This window comes from Azospirillum himalayense (assembly GCF_042657465.1).
In the GTDB taxonomy this organism is placed as follows: Bacteria; Pseudomonadota; Alphaproteobacteria; order Azospirillales; family Azospirillaceae; genus Azospirillum; species Azospirillum himalayense.
In genome coordinates, this window is the sequence record NZ_JBHSLC010000008.1 from 46,385 (window position 1) to 62,021 (window position 15,637).

The window sequence follows — 15,637 nt, forward strand, 5'->3', positions numbered from 1 at the left end:
GCACAAAAATCGCGGCACTCAAGAAAAGTGGGGGGAGCGTCCAATTCGGACGGAACGAAACCAGGAGCGAGGCAGATGGCTTCAGAGAAGGACGCGCAGACCATGGCGCGCGACACCGCCGCCAAAGGCCGGAATGTTGCCGAGGACACCACCCGCCGCATGGCGGAAACCGCCGCGGAGACGACTCAACGCGGCGCTGACACGGCCAGCGACATGATGGGAAAGGCGACCCAAGTGGCTGGCCAGGTCGCCGGCCAGACCACCGATCAACTCAACCGCATGATGGGCCTGTCCGCGGAGGCTCAGGGCGAGGTCGCCCAGCAGGCCCGCGAGAACATGGACGTCATGACCCAGTGCGGGTCCGTGCTGATGGACGGCATGCAGTCGATCATGCGCGAATGGATGGGCTTCGCCCAGGAGGCCATGGCCCGCAACGCGGAAGGCATCAACGCGATGATGCGCAGCCGGTCGGTTCAGGACCTCTACGCCGCGCAGAGCAGCATGGTCAAAGACGAGATGGAACTTCTGCTGAACCGCAGCGTCAAGGTGTCGGAGCTGTCGGCGAAAACCGCGAACGACGCGGTGCGGCGGCTGAACGCGCGGGCCGAAGGGGCCGCGCGCCACGTGCGCCGCAGCGCCTGACGCTTCACCAACGATCCATCCTGGCCTTGCGCCCCCGGACCAGCCGGTCCAGGGGCGTTCTTTTTTGCGCGCGCTCCGGTCACTTCGCGACGATGCGGCCTTCGATCTTCGGGGCGACCGTCTTCTTCGCCTCCACGTAATCCATGACCATCGTCGCCATCAGCACGGCGCCGGAGGCGTCCACCACGGTCCGGCCGCGGGTCAGCGCGGCGTAGCCGTCGCCGCCCTTCAGCATATAGTCGTTGGTCGCCACGCGGTAGGTCCGGACGGGGTCGAGCGGCTGGCCGTTCACCGTCACGCCGGTCACGCGGGTTCCCGACGGCAGCTTCGGGTCATAGGTGAAGGTCAGGCCCGACACCTGGGGGAAACGTCCGGCCTTGTCCTCCACCTTCGACACGCCATGCTCCAGCGCGGCCAGCACGTCGGCGCCGGACAGCAGCGTCAGCACGGCGACGTTGCCGAAGGGCATCTCCGCGAAGATGTCCTTGCGGGTCAGCGAACTGCCCGCCGGGTGCAGCGTGTCGGCGCGGATGCCGCCGCCGTTGGTGATGGCGACATCGGCCTTCAGCCCGTCGCGCAGCGCGTCGGCGATCAGGTTGCCCATTGTCGTCTCCTGCGAGCGGACGACGTCCTTGCGGCTGTCCAGGTCGGTCTCCGTCCGCCCGATCACCCCGGCCAGCGTGGTGTCGAGCTGGTCGGTGTAGCGCTTGACCAAAGCCCCGACCTCGGCGTCCGGAGCCACCCCGGCGGTGGTGACGAAGCGCCAGCCGGCGGGGATTACGGTGGTCGCCGGTCCCTTGTCGGTGGGTTTGGTGCTGACCGCCAGATCAATGACGCCGAGATAATGGCCGTCCGCCCCAGCCTTCAGGATCAGGGTCGATCCCTCGTAGAAGCTGATCGGGTCGTGGTCGTGGCCGCCCAGCAGGAGGTCGATGCCCTTCACCTTGACGGCCAGATCACGGTCCTCCGTGATGGTCTGGTGGGTCAGCGCCACGATGACGTTCGCCCCCTCGTCGCGCAACGCCTTCACCGCCAGGGCTGCGGCGGCCTGCACGTTGGTGAAGGTCGCCTCTGCCCCGCCGCTGGACAACTGCGCGGTTTCCGGGGTCAGGACGCCGAGAAATCCGACCTTGACGTCGCCGACCATCTTCGTCCAGGTGGCGACCGAACCGGGAAGCGGCTTGCCGTCCGGCCCGGCGATGTTGGTGCCGACCCAAGGGAATTTCGATTCGGCGATGCGGGCCTTCAGCACCTCCGTCCCGAAGTCGAACTCGTGATTTCCGAATCCGACGACGTCCACGCCCATGGCGTTGAACAAATCGGGCATCTGCGCGCCCCGCGTCGTTCCGGAGAGCAGGGAGGGGGACAGGAAATCGCCGCCCACCGTCGTCAGCGCTCCGGCGCTGCGCTCCCGTTCCGCCTTCAGCACCGTCATCAGGGGGGCGAAGCCGCCGCGGCCCTTCACCGGGGAAATCTCGTAGATGTCGTTGAAGTGCAGGAAGGTCACCGTGCCGTTCTGCGCGGCGGCGGCGGTCGGGAACAGCAGGGTCGCGGGGAACAGCAGGGTGCCGGCAAGGGCGGCGGCCCCCGCCAGCTTGCGAATCCGGGTCAGCATCGATCTCGTCTCCCTGGGGAAGTTGAAAGGCTTCCTTCGCGTCCTCGCACTGTACGCCGTCCCGCGGCGCGGCGCATAGCCGCCTTGCACCGCTTGATTTCACCGCCTCCGCCGCTCATGAACGGGGCATCCGCTTTCACCGACGTGGCCCCTCCATGCGCATCCTGGTCGTTCAGAACAACCGAAACGCTCCCGCCGGACTCATCGGGGACGCGCTGGCCGAGTTCGGCGCGACGCTGGTCACCGTCGCCGCGGACGAAGGGGAGGCGCTGCCCACCACGCCGGAGGGCTATCACGGGCTTCTGGTTCTGGGCGGACCGCAGGACGCCTGGAACGACGGTCAGGGGCCGCACTTTCCGCAGGTCATGGAACTGATCCGCGCCTTTGCGGCGGAAGAGCGCCCGGTGATGGGCATCTGCCTGGGGGCGCAGTTGGCCGCCCGCGCCTTCGGCGCCCGCGTCTACCGCCATTCGGTGGCGGAGATCGGCGTGGGCGCGGTGCGGCTGTTCAACGCCGCTTCGGACGATCCGCTGCTCGGCGGGCTGGCACCGGAGCTGCACATGGTGCAGTGGCACTACGACACCTTCGAATTTCCCGAGGGTGCCGTGCCGCTGGCCTGGAGCGAAGCCTGCATGCGTCAGGCCTTCCGGCTCGGCCGCAACCTCTACGCCTTCCAGTTTCACCCGGAGGCCGACGCCGCCATCGTCCGCGGCTGGGCGGAGAAGTTCGGCGTCGACTCGCGGGAGCGCAACCGGGCCGTCCTCGACGGGCTGGACGAAGCGCTGGAGCGGCACCTGCCCGCCGCCGGGACGGTCGCCCGGACGATCTCCCGCCGCTGGCTGGATCTGGTGATCGAACGGGCCGCCTGAACGTTAGCCGCGAAGCTCCGCCAGCAGTTCCGGCGTGTCCACGTCGTAGAGGATGCCGCCGTCCTCCACCGGCACCTCGACCACCTGATCGGCGTGGGTGGCCAGCAGGGTCTTGGCCCCGGCGTCGCCGCTCAGCTTCGCCATCTCCGCGAAGAAGCCGCGGTCCCACAGGACGGGGTTGCCGCGCTTGCCCTGGACGGTCGGAACGCAGACGGTCCGGCCCTCCAGCGGGTTGTAGGCGGCGATCAGCCGGTCGATGGCCTGCGGCGTGACCCGCGGCATGTCGCCGAGGCACACCACCACCCCGTCGACGTCTGCCGGCAGGGCGGCCAGACCGGCGCGCAGCGAGGCGCTGAGCCCGTCGGCGAAGGACGGGTTGTGGACGATGGTCAGCGGCCGCCCGGCCAGCGGCGCGGACACCGCCTCCGCCATGTGGCCGGTCACCACCACCACCGGCCTGGCCTGCGAGGCCAGCACCGCTTCGACCGTGCGGACGACCAGCGGCTCACCCCCGACATCGGCGAGCAGCTTGTTGTTTCCGCCCATCCGGCTCGACCGCCCGGCGGCCAAGACCAGCGCGGCAATGCGCGGCGCGCGCGGCGGCTCCGCCGCGACGGTGCCGGCCCGGGGCAGGGGCCGACTGGGGATCTCGGCCAGCAGGCCGCCGACGCCCATCCGCATCACGTCGGCCCGCGTCACCGGAATGCCCGCGGCGATGCGCTGGAGCACCCAGTCGAAGCCGTTCAGCTTGGGCGACCGCGCGCAGCCGGGCAGGCCGAGCACCGGCGTCTCCCCGATATGCGCGATCAGCAGCAGATTGCCGGGGTCGACCGGCATGCCGAAATGCTCGATCACGCCGCCCGCCCGCTCGATGCCCGCGGGCAGCACGTCGCGCCGGTCGGTGATGGCCGAGGCCCCGGCGATCAGCAGCAGGTCGACTCGCCCCGCCGCCGCGATGGCGTCGGCCAGAGCCGCCTCGCCGTGATAGCAGCGCGAATCGCGGACCAGCCGCCCGCCCATCGCCTCCAGCCGTTGCCGCGTCACGGCCACGGTCTTGTCGAGGACGCTGTCCTTCACGCCGGGCAGGCGGGTCTGGATCAGCGCTGCGGTCAGCGGACGGAAGGGGGCGACGCGCAGCGCCGGAATCCCGGCGGACGCCTCGACCTCCGCCCCCTCCACAGCGCCGCGGGGAGCTGCGAAGGGGATGATCTTGACCGTGGCGACCATCTGGCCGAGCTCGACCGGCGCGAAAGCGGGCAGGGTGGCGACCGTTACGCTTTCGTCGATGAGGTTCAGCGCATTGATCCGTTCGACATCCGGAACGAACAGGCCGCGCGATTCCGCGAACAGGTTGACGCGGCCGGTGAAGGCGGCGCCGACGGTGATTTCCTGCCCCTTCAGGGCGGCGGCGATGCGGGCAGCGGCGGCGTCCTCGCCCACATCGTCAGGACCGGGCTTGGCGACGGTCACCGTGGTGAGGCCGGCGTCGCGCAGCGCCGTCACGTCCTCGGCGCTGAGGACGCGGCCCTTCTTGAAGCTGACGGAGCCGCGGCGGACCGAATGCGCCAGAATGGCGCCCTCCAGCTCCCGCAAGGGCAGCGGGCCGAAAAACATGGTGATGAACTCCTGTCAGGCCGCGCCGGCCTTGCGCCGCACGGCGGTGATCTGGGCCATGACCGACAGGGCGATTTCCGCCGGGGTCACGGCGCCGATGTCCAGCCCGACCGGGGCGTGGATGCGCGCCAGCTCCGCGTCGGTCACGCCCTGCTCCTTCAGCCGCTCCAGCCGTTTGGCGTGGGTACGCTTGCTGCCGAGCGACCCGACGTAGAAGGCCGGGGAGCGCAGCGCCACCAGCAGCGCCGGGTCGTCCAGCTTGGGGTCGTGGGTCAGGGTCACCACGGCGGTGCGGTTGTCGATCGTCAGGGCGGACAGCGCCTCATCCGGCCAGGAATCATGCAGGGAAACGCCGGGAAAGCGCGATTCCGTGGCGAAGGACCCGCGCGGGTCGATCACCGTGACGGCGTAGCCGGTCAGCGCGGCGAGGGGGGCCAACGCCTGGGCGATGTGCACGGCGCCGACCACCAGCAGCCGCAGCGGCGGGTTGTGGGTCTGGACGAACAGCTGGACGCCGTCCTCATCCTCCTCCGGATCGCTGACGAGGCCGGAACGATCCTGGCGCAACCGCTCCCGCACCTCCTCCAGAAGGTCGTCCTCCAGCCCGAAACCGCCGTGGATGGCGTCCTCGTAGACCAGCGTCTGCAGACCGGTGCCGAGATCGGTGACCAGGGCCACGGGACGCCCGGCCTTGCGGGCGGCGAGCAGCCGTTCGGTGATGTCGCGCTTCATTCCACGGCCTCGACATAGACCTGCACCCGGCCGCCGCAGGCCAGCCCGACCTCCCAGGCCATTTCGTTGCTGACCCCGAAGGAGATCATCCGGGGCTCGCCATCCTCCATGGTCTTGCGCGCCTCGTGCACCACGGCCCCCTCGATGCAGCCACCGGAGACCGAGCCGATCATCGAACCGGCGTCGTCCACCGCCATCTGGCTGCCCACCGGTCGGGGGGAGGACCCCCAGGTGGCGACCACCGTCGCCAGGGCCACCTTGCGGCCCTCCGCGCGCCAGCCCGCGGCCTGCTCCAGAATATCGTCCCTCATGCGGCCTCCTTCAGCCACTTGCGCAGGCTTTCGGCCCGTCGCGGCCCGTCGCGGTTCAACGCGTCGGCGAGCCCGGCCAGACTGTTCAGGTTGTGGACCGGGCGAAAGTCGTCCACATGCGGCAACAAGGCCCGGATACCGCTGGATTTTGGTGCGAACCCCTCCCACCGCAAGAGCGGGTTCAGCCAGACCAGTCGGCGGCAGCTCTTGTGCAGCCGTTCGGCCTCCACCGCAAGCCCCTCGCCGGCATCCCGGTCCAGCCCGTCGGTGATGAGCAGAACCACCGCCCCTTGGCCGAGGACCCGGCGCGCCCAGGTCCGGTTGAAGGCGTGCAGCGCCGTGCCAATGCGCGTTCCTCCCGACCAGTCCGCCACCGCCGCCGACACGGCGTCCAGCGCTACATCGACGTCCTTGTGCCGCAGATGGCGGGTGATGTTGGTCAGGCGGGTGCCGAAGACGAAGCTGTGCACCCGGTCGCGGTCGTTGCTGAGCGCGTGCATGAAGTGCAGCAGCATCCGCGAATAGCGTGTCATGGAGCCGGAGATGTCGCACAGCACGACCAGCGGCGGCGGCCGCGTGCGGCGGCTGCGCCTCGCCAGATCGGCGAGATCGCCGCCGGAGCGCAGCATCCGCCGCAGCGTCGCCCGCGGATCCACGCGCGGCCCCCGCGGGTCGGGACGGTGGCGGCGGGTCGTCACCTCGGCGACCGGCAGGGCGATGCGGGCGAGCATGCGCTTGGCCTCGGCCATTTCTGCCACCGACATTTTCTCGAAATCCTTCTCCTGCAACCGTTCCTGGGCCGAAACGGTGAAGGAAGCGTCCACCTCGATCTCCGACCTTTCCGGTCCCTCGGCCTCCGGCGCGGTGCCGCGCAACGCGTCGGCGACGCGGCGGGACAGCGGGTCCTGGGCGTCCGGGGACTCCGTGCGGATGGTCGGCAGCATCAGCCCCATCATCCGCTTCAGGATGTCCGGGTTGCGCCAGAAGACGTGGAAGGCTTGGTCGAAAACCTCGCGCTGGTCGCGCCGGTTCACGAAGACGGCGTGCAGCGCCCAGTAGAAGTCCGCCCGGTTGCCGATCCCCACCGCCTCGACGGCTTCAACGGCCTGGAGCAGCTTGCCCGGCCCGACCGGCAACCCCGCCGCCCGCAGCGCGCGGGCGAAATGCATCAGGTTGATGGCGAGGCCGCCTTGCATGGCCGCTCACCGCGCCGTGCTGGCGGCGAGTTCCGTCTTGACCTGGGCCAGGATGCGCGCGGCCTCGCTGCCCTGGATGCGGGCGATGTCGTCCTGGTACTTCAGCAGCGTGCCCAGCGTGTCGTTGATGACCGAAGGCTCCAGCTCCAGCTGGTTCAGTTCCACCAGCGCCTGCGCCCAATCCAGCGTCTCGGCCACGCCCGGCGCCTTGTAGAGGTCCATCCCGCGCAGGCTCTGCACGACGCCGACGATCTGAGCGGCCAGCCGCGCGTCGGCCTCCGGCGCCTTCACCGCCAGGATGGCGCGCTCACGCTCGGCGTTGGGGTAATCGACCCAGTGGTAGAAGCAGCGCCGCTTCAGCGCGTCGTGAATCTCGCGGGTGCGGTTGGAGGTCAGGATGACGATCGGCGGCTCCGGCGCCGTGACCGTGCCGAACTCCGGAATCGAGACCTGGAAGTCGGAGAGGATTTCGAGCAGGTAAGCTTCGAACGGCTCGTCGGTGCGGTCCAGCTCATCGATCAGCAGGACGGGCGCCCCGGCCGGATCGGGCTCCAGCGCTTGGAGCAGCGGGCGCTTGATGAGGAAGCGTTCGGTAAAGAGGTCGGCGGCGAGCGCGTCCCGGTCGCGGTCGCCCGACGCCTCGGCCAGCCGGATCTCCATCATCTGCCGGGCGTAGTTCCACTCGTAGACCGCCGCAGCGACGTCCAACCCCTCGTAGCATTGCAGCCGCAGCAGCCGCCGGCTCAGCGTGGCGGACAGCACCTTGGCGATCTCGGTCTTGCCGACCCCGGCCTCGCCCTCCAGGAACAGCGGGCGGCGCAGCTTCAGCGCGAGGTACAGCGCGGTCGCCAGCGAGCGGTCGGCGACGTAGTTCCCCCGCCGCAGCAGGTCCAGCGTGTCATCGACGGAAGCGGGGAGGGTGTTGGGCATGACAATCCGTCATCCATCGGGAAATCTCCCTCTCCCGCCCCGGGAGAGGGAAGGGGCCCACGCAGTGGGAAGGGTGAGGGTGCCGACAAGCGTACGGCACCGATCTTCGACGGTACCCTCACCCGGCGCTTCGCGCCACCCTCTCCCGGGGCGGGAGAGGGAAGACGATCACCCACACGCCTCCACCGCGCGCCGCGCCATCACCCGCACCAGATGGGCGCGGTAGTCAGCGCTGGCGTGGATGTCGGCGTTCAGCCCGTCCGCCGACACCGACGCGCCGTTCAGGGCGTCGGCGCGGAAGTCCTGGGCCAGCGCCGCCTCCATGTCGTCGGCCCGGAAGACCGACGGGCCGGCGCCAGTCACTGCGACACGCACCTCGCTGCCGAACACGGCCACGAAGACGCCGACGATGGCGTAGCGGCTGGCCGGGTTGCGGAACTTGGCGTAGGCGGCCTTGTCCGGCTTTTGAAAACGCACGGCGGTGACGATCTCGCCGGGCTCCAGCGCCGTCTCGAACATGCCGGTGAAGAAGTCGTCGCCGGCGATCTCCCGACGGTCGGTCCGCACCGTGGCCTTCAGCGCCACGACCGCGGCGGGGTAGTCGGCGGAGGGATCGGCGTTGCAGATCGACCCGCCGAGCGTGCCCATGTTGCGCACCTGCCGGTCGCCGATGCCCTCGGCGAGGTTGGCCAGCGCCGGGATGACCCGTTGCACCGTCTCGGAATGGGCGACCTCCGCGTGGCGGGTGAAGGCGCCGACGGTCAGGCCGCCGGCCTCCTCCCGGATGCCCTGAAGCTCCGGGATTTGGCCGAGGTCGATCAGGTCACTCGGCCGGGCGAGGCGCTGCTTGAGCGTCGGCAGGAGCGTCTGCCCGCCGCCCAGCAGCTTCGGGTCTTCGAATTGGCCGAGCAGGGCGACGGCGTCGGCGACGCTCTTGGGGCGGTGATAGGTGAAGGCGTACATGTTGTCTCCTCCCTCTTATTCGGCCGCCTGGGCGGGGGTGTGGCGCCGGATCGCCTGCCAGACCCGCTCCGGGGTCGCCGGCATGTCGAGATGCGTGACGCCGTACTCGGACAGGGCGTGCACCACCGCGTTCATCACGGCGGCCGACGCGCCGATGGTCCCGGCCTCGCCGCAACCCTTCACGCCCAGCGGATTGTGCGTGCAGGGCTGGTCCTCGTGGTAGCGCACCGTGAAGGACGGCACGTCGTCCGCCCGCGGCATGCAGTAGTCCATGTAGGAGCCGGTGATGAGCTGGCCCGAGTCCTCGTCGTAGACGCAGTTCTCGTAGAGCGCCTGCCCGATGCCCTGGACCAGCCCGCCATGCACCTGCCCCTCGACGATCAGCGGGTTGATCACGCGCCCGAAATCGTCCACCGCGGCGAAGCTGATCACCTGGACCACGCCGGTGTCGGGGTCGATCTCCACCTCGCAGACGTGGCAGCCGTTGGGGTAGGTGAAGTTCTTCGGGTCGTAGAAGGCCTGCTCGTCCAGCCCCGGCTCCAGCTCGTCGAGCGGGAAGTTGTGCGGGACGTAGGCCTGCAGGGCGATGTCGCCGATGGTCAGCGCCTTGTCGGTGCCCGCCACGACGAAGCGCCCGTCCTTCACCTCGATGTCGGCCTCGGCGGCCTCCAGCATGTGGGCGGCGATCTTCTTGGCCTTGCGCTCCACCTTGTCCATCGCCTTGACGATGGCCGACCCGCCGACCGCCAGGGAGCGGGAGCCGTAGGTGCCCATGCCGAAGGGGATCTTGCTGGTGTCGCCGTGGACGATCTCGACATTCTCGATGGGCACGCCGAAGCGCTCGGAGACGAGCTGCGCGAAGGTCGTCTCATGCCCCTGCCCATGGCTGTGGGAACCGGTGAAGACCGTCACCGAGCCGGTGGGGTGGAAGCGCACCTCCGCCGATTCATACAGCCCGGCACGCGCGCCGAGCGCGCCGGCGATGTTGCTGGGGGCGATGCCGCAGGCCTCGATGTAAGTGGCGAAGCCGATGCCGCGCAGCTTGCCGCGCCGGGCGGACTCGGCCTTGCGCGCCGCGAAGCCGTCATAGTCGACCAAGGGCAGGGCGATGTCGAGATTCTTGGCGAAGTCGCCGGTGTCGTACTGCAGCGCCACCGGCGTCTGGTAGGGCATGGCACTGGCCGGCACGAAGTTGCGACGGCGCAGCTCCGCCTTGTCGATGCCCGTTTCGGCCGCGGCGACCTCGACCAGCCGTTCGATCAGGTAACAGGCCTCCGGACGCCCGGCCCCGCGGTAGGCGTCCACCGGCACGGTGTTGGTGAAGACCGCCTTGACCTCGGCGTAGATCGCCGGGGTCTTGTACTGGCCAGCCAGCAGCGTGGCGTAGAGGTAGGTCGGGATCGACGGCGCGAAGGTCGACAGATAGGCGCCCATGTTGGCGATGGTCGCGACGCGCAGCGCCAGGAAGTTGCCGTCCTTGTCCATCGCCAGCTCGGCGTGGCTGACATGGTCGCGGCCGTGGGCGTCGGTCAGGAAGCTCTCGGAACGCTCGGCGGTCCATTTCACCGGGCGCCCGACCTTCTTCGCCGCCCAGGTGACGACGGCCTCCTCCCCGTAATGGAAGATCTTGGAACCGAAGCCGCCGCCGACGTCGGGGGCGACGACGCGCAGCTTGTGCTCCGGGATGCCCAGCACGAAGGCGCCCATCAGCAGGCGGATGACGTGCGGATTCTGGCTGGTGGTGGTCAGCGTGTGCTCGCCGGTCGCGCGGTCGTATTCGCCCAACGCCGCCCGCGGCTCCATCGCGTTGGGGATGAGGCGCTGGTTGACCAGATCGAGCTTCGCCACGTGGGCCGCCTGCGAAAAGGCCGCGTCCACAGCCGCCGCGTCGCCGAGGTGCCAGTCGAAGCAGAGGTTGCCGCCGACGTCGTCATGGACCAGCGGCGCGCTGCCCTCCAGCGCCTTCAGCGAGGTCACCGCCGCCGGCAGCTCCTCGTAATCGACCATGACCAGCTCGGCGGCGTCCTTCGCCTGTTCGCGCGTCTCGGCGATCACCACGGCGACGGCGTCGCCGACGTAGCGGGCGCGGTCGCGGGCAATCGGGAAGTGCGGCGGCTCCTTCATCGGGGAACCGTCCTTGGAATGGATCTGCCAGCCGCAGGGCAGGCTGCCGACCTTGTCGGCCTCCATGTCGGCGCCGGTCAGCACGGCGATCACGCCGGGGGCCTGCATGGCCTCGGCCGCGTCGATTCCGGTGATGCGGGCGTGGGCGTAGGGGGACCGGACGAAGACCGCGTGGGTCTGGCCGGGCCGGTTGATGTCGTCGGTGTAGGTGCCGCGCCCGGTCAGGAAGCGCGCGTCCTCGCGCCGGCGCACGGAAGCGCCGATGCCGGTGGGGTTCGCCATCTTCGTGTTCCTCCCATGAGAGCCTTTGCCCGTTGTTTATTCGGCGGCGGCCTTCATCGTGCCGCCCTGCATCGCCTCGGCCCCGGCCATCACCGCCTTGACGATGTTGTGGTAGCCGGTGCAGCGACAGATGTTGCCCTCCAGACCTTCGCGGACCTCATGTTCGCTGGGGGAGGGGTTGGCCGTCACCAGATCGACGGCGCTCATCACCATGCCCGGCGTGCAGAAGCCGCACTGCAGGCCGTGATGCTCGCGGAAGGCCGCCTGCATCGGGTGCAGCGTGCCGTCGGCCGCCGCCAGCCCCTCGATGGTGGTGACCGCGGCACCGTCGGCCTGGGCGGCCAGCATGGTGCAGGACTTCACCGACCGCCCGTCGATGTGGACGACGCAGGCGCCGCACTGGCTGGTGTCGCAGCCGACATGGGTGCCGGTCAGGCCGAGCTGGTCACGGAGGAAGGTGACCAGCAGGGTCCGCTCCTCCACCTCGCGCGAGACCGCCTTTCCGTTGACGGTCATGGAAACGGTACACGGCATCCGCTGTCCTCCCAGTGTTGGTGACGTTCTGTTGCCCCGACCTTCGCGACGCTTCTTTCGACGGCTCTTCCAAATCTGCGGGATAAAGTGTGGTGCAGGACCAACCGGAACAAGGATAGGGGCGCGCCGTCCTATCCGGTCAAGACGCCGTTCGGCCTCCTCCGAAGGGAGAGGGCTTGTGCCGAACCGCCGCGCGCCTATCGGTTCCTACGGACTGGCGGACCCACCGACCACAAGTTAGGATAGCCAACAATCCGACGCAAACCAAAGCGTCTTACGAACGATCCGCAACGGACAGTCTCTCGGGAGGATAGAAGAATGAAGCGTTTCCTGGCCGCGGTCGGCGTCTGCATGCTCACCGCGCTGCCGGCCCAGGCCGAGCAGTTCGTCACCGTCCTGACCGGCGGCACCAGCGGCGTCTATTACCCGCTGGGCGTCGCGCTGTCCGGCATCTACGGCAAGGCCATCCCGGGGGCCAAGGTCACGGTCCAGGCGACCAAGGCCTCGGTGGAGAACCTGAACCTCCTCCAGTCGGAGCGCGGCGAGATCGCCTTCTCGCTCGGCGATTCGCTGAGCGGCGCCTGGAAGGGCGACGAGGAGGCGGGCTTCAAGACCAAGCTGACCAAGCTGCGCACCGTCGCCGCCATCTACCCCAACTACATCCAGATCGTCGCGAGCAAGGACTCCGGCGTGAAGACGCTGGCCGACCTGAAGGGCAAGCGCGTGTCGGTGGGTGCGCCGAAGTCGGGCACGGAGCTGAACGCCCGCGCGATCTTCGCCGCCGCCGGGCTGGGCTACAAGGACTTCGCCAAGACCGAGTATCTGCCCTTCGCCGAATCGGTGGACCTGATCAAGAACCGGCAGCTCGACGCGACGCTGATCTCGGCGGGCCTCGGCGTGGCGGCGATCAAGGATCTGGCGACCTCCCAGGACATCACCATCGTCTCGATCCCGGCCGACGTGATCCAGAAGGTCGGCGACCCAGCCTACATCGCGGAGACCATCCCGGCCAACAGCTACAGCGGTCAGAGCGAGCCGGTGCCGACCGCGGCGGTGCGCAACCTGCTGGTCACCCACGCCGGCGTGTCGGACGACGCGGTCTACGCGATGACCAAGGCGATGTTCGAGAATCTCGACGCGATGGGTGCGGCCCACGCCGCCGCCAAGCAGATCAAGCTGGACGCCACGACCATCCAGTCGCCGGTGCCGCTGCATCCGGGGGCGGAGAAGTTCTACAAGGAAAAGGGCCTGATGTAAGCGCGCCGCGTCGTCCCGGACCCCCCGTGCGATGAGCGCATCCCCCCAAGAGGCGGACAACAAAATCCGCCAGGCCATCGACCGTGAGAACCCCTCCACGGTTGTGGCCTTCGAAGGCGTGGCGGGCAAGGCCGTCTTCGCCATCGCCGTCGCCTTCTCGCTGTTCCAGATCTGGACGGCGGCCTTCAACCCGCTGTCCAGCATGGTCGTCCGGTCGGTCCATGTCGGCTTCCTGCTGCTGATGACCTTCACCCTGTTCGGCTTCCGGCAGGAGGCGGAACGGCGCAGCGTTCCCTGGTACGACTGGCTGCTCGGCCTGGGCGCGTTCGCACTAGGCCTCTACCATTACGTTTTCGAGGTCGATCTCATCCAGCGGGCGGGCGACCCGAACACCACGGACCTGATCGTCGGCGCGCTGACCATCGCGCTGGTGTTCGAGGCGGCGCGGCGCATCATGGGGTGGGCGCTGCCGATCATGTGCGGCGTCTTCATCCCCTACGCGCTGTTCGGGCGGCATTTGCCCTTCGGGCTGGCCCACCGCGGCTACGACGTCGATCAGGTCATCGACAACCTGTACCTCTCGACCGAGGGCATCTACGGCACGCCCACCTTCGTGTCGGCGACCTTCATCTTCCTGTTCATCCTGTTTGGCGCTTTCCTGGAGCGCGCCGGCATGATCAAGCTGTTCAACGACGTGTCGCTGGGGCTCGTCGGCCATGCCAAGGGCGGGCCGGCGAAGGTGGCGGTCATCTCCTCCGGCTTCATGGGGACGATCAACGGCTCGGGCGTGGCGAACGTGCTGACCACCGGCCAGTTCACGATTCCCCTGATGATGCGCTTCGGCTACCGCCCGGCCTTCGCCGGGGCGGTGGAGGCGACGGCCAGCATGGGCGGGCAGATCATGCCGCCGGTCATGGGGGCGGCCGCCTTCATCATGGCCGAGACCATCGGCGTCCCCTTCAGCGACATCGCCATCGCCGCGGCGATCCCGGCCATCCTCTATTTCGGCAGCGCCTTCTGGATGGTCCATCTGGAGGCCGGCAAGCACAACCTCGTCGGCCTGCCGAAGGACCAGTGCCCCAGCGTCCTCGGCGCGCTGAAGGAAAGCTGGTACCTGATCCTGCCGCTGGCGGCGCTGGTCTATCTGCTGTTCTCCGGCTTCACGCCGCTGTTCGCCGGAGTGATCGGCATCGCCCTGACCGTCGCGCTGATCCTCGGCACGCGGATCGTCGGCTTCATCGGCCCGACGGTCCTGCGCGTCGGCTTCTGGGTCGTCCTCGGCCTGATCGCCGCGGCGCTGTGGCGGATGGGGCTGCGGACGGAGCATCTGGCCTTCGCCATCGTCGGCCTGCTGGTCCTGCCCTGTCTCGCGCTGAGGGGCGGGCGGGAGACGCTGGCGCTGCTGGTGCAGAGCCTCGCCGACGGCGCCAAGAACGCCGTGGGGGTGGGCGTGGCCTGCGCGCTGGTGGGCGTGCTGATCGGCATCCTGACGCTGACCGGGCTGGCCTCCAGCTTCGCCTCCACCATCATGGACCTGTCGGGCGGCAACCTGCTGATCGCGCTGCTGCTGACCATGCTGGCCTGCATCGTCCTGGGCACCGGCCTGCCGACCACGGCGAACTACATCATCACCGCGGCCATCGCGGCGCCGGCCCTGCTGCAGATGGGCGTTCCGCTGATCGTCTCGCACATGTTCGTCTTCTACTTCGGCATCATGGCGGACCTGACCCCGCCGGTGGCGCTGGCGGCGCTGGCCGCCTCGTCCATCTGCCGGGCCGGGCACATGGAGATCGGCTGGATCGCCACGCGCGTGGCCATGGCGGGCTACGTCGTGCCCTTCATGGCGGTGTACGACCCGGCGCTGATGCTGCAGACCGACGATCCGCTGGCCGTGGCCTACGTCCTGTTCAAGGCGCTGATCGCCATCGGGCTGTGGGGAGCGGCGACCATCGGCTATTTCTGGACGCCGATGAACTGGGCGGAGCGGGTGTTCGCGGCGGCGGCGGCCTTCCTGTTCGTCCTGTCCCTGCCCGTAACGGACGAGGCCGGCTTCGTCATGACGGCGGCTTTCCTGCTGTGGCAGCGCCACCGTCTGCGCCGCCTGGGTCGGACCAGCGCCCCGGCGTGATGGAGGCGGCATGATGGCGGCGGCATGAGCGTGGCCTTGTGCCTGTCGGCGCTCGGCGGGGCGGTTCTGGCCGCCCTGCCGGGTCCCGCCTTCACCCTGTCCTGGACCCATTCGGTGGAAAAGACCGAATGGCGGGAGGACTGGCGCATCGAGGAAGGACGTCTTGTCCTGACCGAAGCCCGCGTGAAGGGCACCGGCGCCGGGATGGAACTGCCGCCGGGCACCCGCTTGGCCGATGGCTGGTGGGTCTGGGCACCCGCGGTGCCGCCGCTGGAGCGGCTGGTGCTGGCCGCGTCCTCCTTCACCCCGGACCACGAGCTGTGCGCGGGCGAGGCCTGCCGTCCGCTTCACGGCTGGATCGACGGACCGGTCCCGAGCCCCCTGGAAATCAAGCCTTGCCCGTAAGCTGCGTCATTCTCGCACGGCGGGTAGGGGGATTT

Annotated in this window: 14 protein-coding genes; 5 read left to right on the top strand and 9 right to left on the bottom strand. The window is 69.2% G+C overall.

The window, feature by feature from the left end:
* The first annotated feature begins 75 nt into the window (after nucleotides 1–75).
* Nucleotides 76–642, top strand: coding sequence for a phasin family protein (locus ACFPMG_RS06280; RefSeq protein ID WP_376994354.1), 567 nt, complete (start codon nucleotides 76–78; stop codon nucleotides 640–642).
* 79 nt (nucleotides 643–721) lie between these two features.
* On the opposite strand, the gene ACFPMG_RS06285 is transcribed toward ACFPMG_RS06280, so the two are convergent.
* Complete coding sequence (locus ACFPMG_RS06285; RefSeq protein ID WP_376994355.1) at nucleotides 722–2,257, bottom strand: bifunctional metallophosphatase/5'-nucleotidase; 1,536 nt, start codon at nucleotides 2,255–2,257, stop codon at nucleotides 722–724.
* A 155-nt stretch (nucleotides 2,258–2,412) separates the two neighbouring features.
* Between ACFPMG_RS06285 and ACFPMG_RS06290 the strand changes: the two genes are divergently transcribed.
* A complete protein-coding gene (locus ACFPMG_RS06290) occupies nucleotides 2,413–3,126 on the top strand; it encodes a type 1 glutamine amidotransferase (RefSeq protein WP_376994356.1) in 714 nt (237 codons plus the stop codon).
* 3 nt (nucleotides 3,127–3,129) lie between these two features.
* On the opposite strand, the gene ACFPMG_RS06295 is transcribed toward ACFPMG_RS06290, so the two are convergent.
* From ACFPMG_RS06295 to ACFPMG_RS06330, 8 genes are all read right to left on the bottom strand, one after another.
* Nucleotides 3,130–4,740 (bottom strand): NTP transferase domain-containing protein, encoded by a 1,611-nt coding sequence (locus tag ACFPMG_RS06295; RefSeq protein ID WP_376994357.1) that lies wholly within the window; start codon nucleotides 4,738–4,740, stop codon nucleotides 3,130–3,132.
* Between the two features lie 15 nt (nucleotides 4,741–4,755).
* Complete coding sequence (locus tag ACFPMG_RS06300) at nucleotides 4,756–5,472, bottom strand: XdhC family protein (protein ID WP_376994358.1); 717 nt, start codon at nucleotides 5,470–5,472, stop codon at nucleotides 4,756–4,758.
* Complete coding sequence (locus ACFPMG_RS06305; protein ID WP_114859690.1) at nucleotides 5,469–5,783, bottom strand: XdhC family protein; 315 nt, start codon at nucleotides 5,781–5,783, stop codon at nucleotides 5,469–5,471. The genes ACFPMG_RS06300 and ACFPMG_RS06305 overlap by 4 nt, the downstream gene beginning before the upstream one ends.
* The gene (locus tag ACFPMG_RS06310) at nucleotides 5,780–6,979 is read right to left on the bottom strand and encodes a vWA domain-containing protein (RefSeq protein ID WP_376994359.1); all 1,200 of its coding nucleotides are present in this window, start codon (nucleotides 6,977–6,979) and stop codon (nucleotides 5,780–5,782) included. Before ACFPMG_RS06310 ends, ACFPMG_RS06305 begins: the two co-directional genes overlap by 4 nt.
* 6 nt (nucleotides 6,980–6,985) lie before the next feature.
* On the bottom strand, nucleotides 6,986–7,909 hold the full coding sequence (locus ACFPMG_RS06315; protein ID WP_376994360.1) for an AAA family ATPase: 924 nt from the start codon (nucleotides 7,907–7,909) through the stop codon (nucleotides 6,986–6,988).
* Nucleotides 7,910–8,077: 168 nt separating this feature from the next.
* A complete protein-coding gene (locus ACFPMG_RS06320; protein WP_376994361.1) occupies nucleotides 8,078–8,872 on the bottom strand; it encodes an FAD binding domain-containing protein in 795 nt (264 codons plus the stop codon).
* 15 nt (nucleotides 8,873–8,887) lie between these two features.
* Entirely contained in the window at nucleotides 8,888–11,278 is a 2,391-nt protein-coding gene (locus ACFPMG_RS06325; protein WP_376994362.1) for a xanthine dehydrogenase family protein molybdopterin-binding subunit, read from the bottom strand.
* A gap of 36 nt (nucleotides 11,279–11,314) precedes the next feature.
* Nucleotides 11,315–11,812 carry a (2Fe-2S)-binding protein gene (locus tag ACFPMG_RS06330; protein WP_035673773.1) on the bottom strand — a complete coding sequence of 166 codons (498 nt, stop codon included), beginning with the start codon at nucleotides 11,810–11,812 and terminating at the stop codon, nucleotides 11,315–11,317.
* A 318-nt stretch (nucleotides 11,813–12,130) separates the two neighbouring features.
* On the opposite strand from ACFPMG_RS06330, the gene ACFPMG_RS06335 reads away from it, so the two are divergent.
* From ACFPMG_RS06335 to ACFPMG_RS06345, 3 genes are read left to right on the top strand one after another with little or no spacing between them, the layout of a single operon-like run.
* The gene (locus ACFPMG_RS06335; protein ID WP_014240416.1) at nucleotides 12,131–13,069 is read left to right on the top strand and encodes a TAXI family TRAP transporter solute-binding subunit; all 939 of its coding nucleotides are present in this window, start codon (nucleotides 12,131–12,133) and stop codon (nucleotides 13,067–13,069) included.
* 31 nt (nucleotides 13,070–13,100) lie between these two features.
* On the top strand, nucleotides 13,101–15,197 hold the full coding sequence (locus ACFPMG_RS06340) for a TRAP transporter permease (RefSeq protein ID WP_376994364.1): 2,097 nt from the start codon (nucleotides 13,101–13,103) through the stop codon (nucleotides 15,195–15,197).
* Between the two features lie 24 nt (nucleotides 15,198–15,221).
* The gene (locus ACFPMG_RS06345; RefSeq protein ID WP_376994365.1) at nucleotides 15,222–15,602 is read left to right on the top strand and encodes a DUF1850 domain-containing protein; all 381 of its coding nucleotides are present in this window, start codon (nucleotides 15,222–15,224) and stop codon (nucleotides 15,600–15,602) included.
* Nucleotides 15,603–15,637 lie beyond the last annotated feature (35 nt).

Bases quoted from the DNA above. Each gene is read 5' to 3' on its own strand.
- ACFPMG_RS06280 (WP_376994354.1), top strand. From the start codon at position 76: ATGGCTTCAGAGAAGGACGCGCAGACCATGGCGCGCGACACCGCCGCC.
- ACFPMG_RS06285 (WP_376994355.1), bottom strand. From the start codon at position 2,257: ATGCTGACCCGGATTCGCAAGCTGGCGGGGGCCGCCGCCCTTGCCGGC.
- ACFPMG_RS06290 (WP_376994356.1), top strand. From the start codon at position 2,413: ATGCGCATCCTGGTCGTTCAGAACAACCGAAACGCTCCCGCCGGACTC.
- ACFPMG_RS06295 (WP_376994357.1), bottom strand. From the start codon at position 4,740: ATGTTTTTCGGCCCGCTGCCCTTGCGGGAGCTGGAGGGCGCCATTCTG.
- ACFPMG_RS06300 (WP_376994358.1), bottom strand. From the start codon at position 5,472: ATGAAGCGCGACATCACCGAACGGCTGCTCGCCGCCCGCAAGGCCGGG.
- ACFPMG_RS06305 (WP_114859690.1), bottom strand. From the start codon at position 5,783: ATGAGGGACGATATTCTGGAGCAGGCCGCGGGCTGGCGCGCGGAGGGC.
- ACFPMG_RS06310 (WP_376994359.1), bottom strand. From the start codon at position 6,979: ATGCAAGGCGGCCTCGCCATCAACCTGATGCATTTCGCCCGCGCGCTG.
- ACFPMG_RS06315 (WP_376994360.1), bottom strand. From the start codon at position 7,909: ATGCCCAACACCCTCCCCGCTTCCGTCGATGACACGCTGGACCTGCTG.
- ACFPMG_RS06320 (WP_376994361.1), bottom strand. From the start codon at position 8,872: ATGTACGCCTTCACCTATCACCGCCCCAAGAGCGTCGCCGACGCCGTC.
- ACFPMG_RS06325 (WP_376994362.1), bottom strand. From the start codon at position 11,278: ATGGCGAACCCCACCGGCATCGGCGCTTCCGTGCGCCGGCGCGAGGAC.
- ACFPMG_RS06330 (WP_035673773.1), bottom strand. From the start codon at position 11,812: ATGCCGTGTACCGTTTCCATGACCGTCAACGGAAAGGCGGTCTCGCGC.
- ACFPMG_RS06335 (WP_014240416.1), top strand. From the start codon at position 12,131: ATGAAGCGTTTCCTGGCCGCGGTCGGCGTCTGCATGCTCACCGCGCTG.
- ACFPMG_RS06340 (WP_376994364.1), top strand. From the start codon at position 13,101: ATGAGCGCATCCCCCCAAGAGGCGGACAACAAAATCCGCCAGGCCATC.
- ACFPMG_RS06345 (WP_376994365.1), top strand. From the start codon at position 15,222: ATGAGCGTGGCCTTGTGCCTGTCGGCGCTCGGCGGGGCGGTTCTGGCC.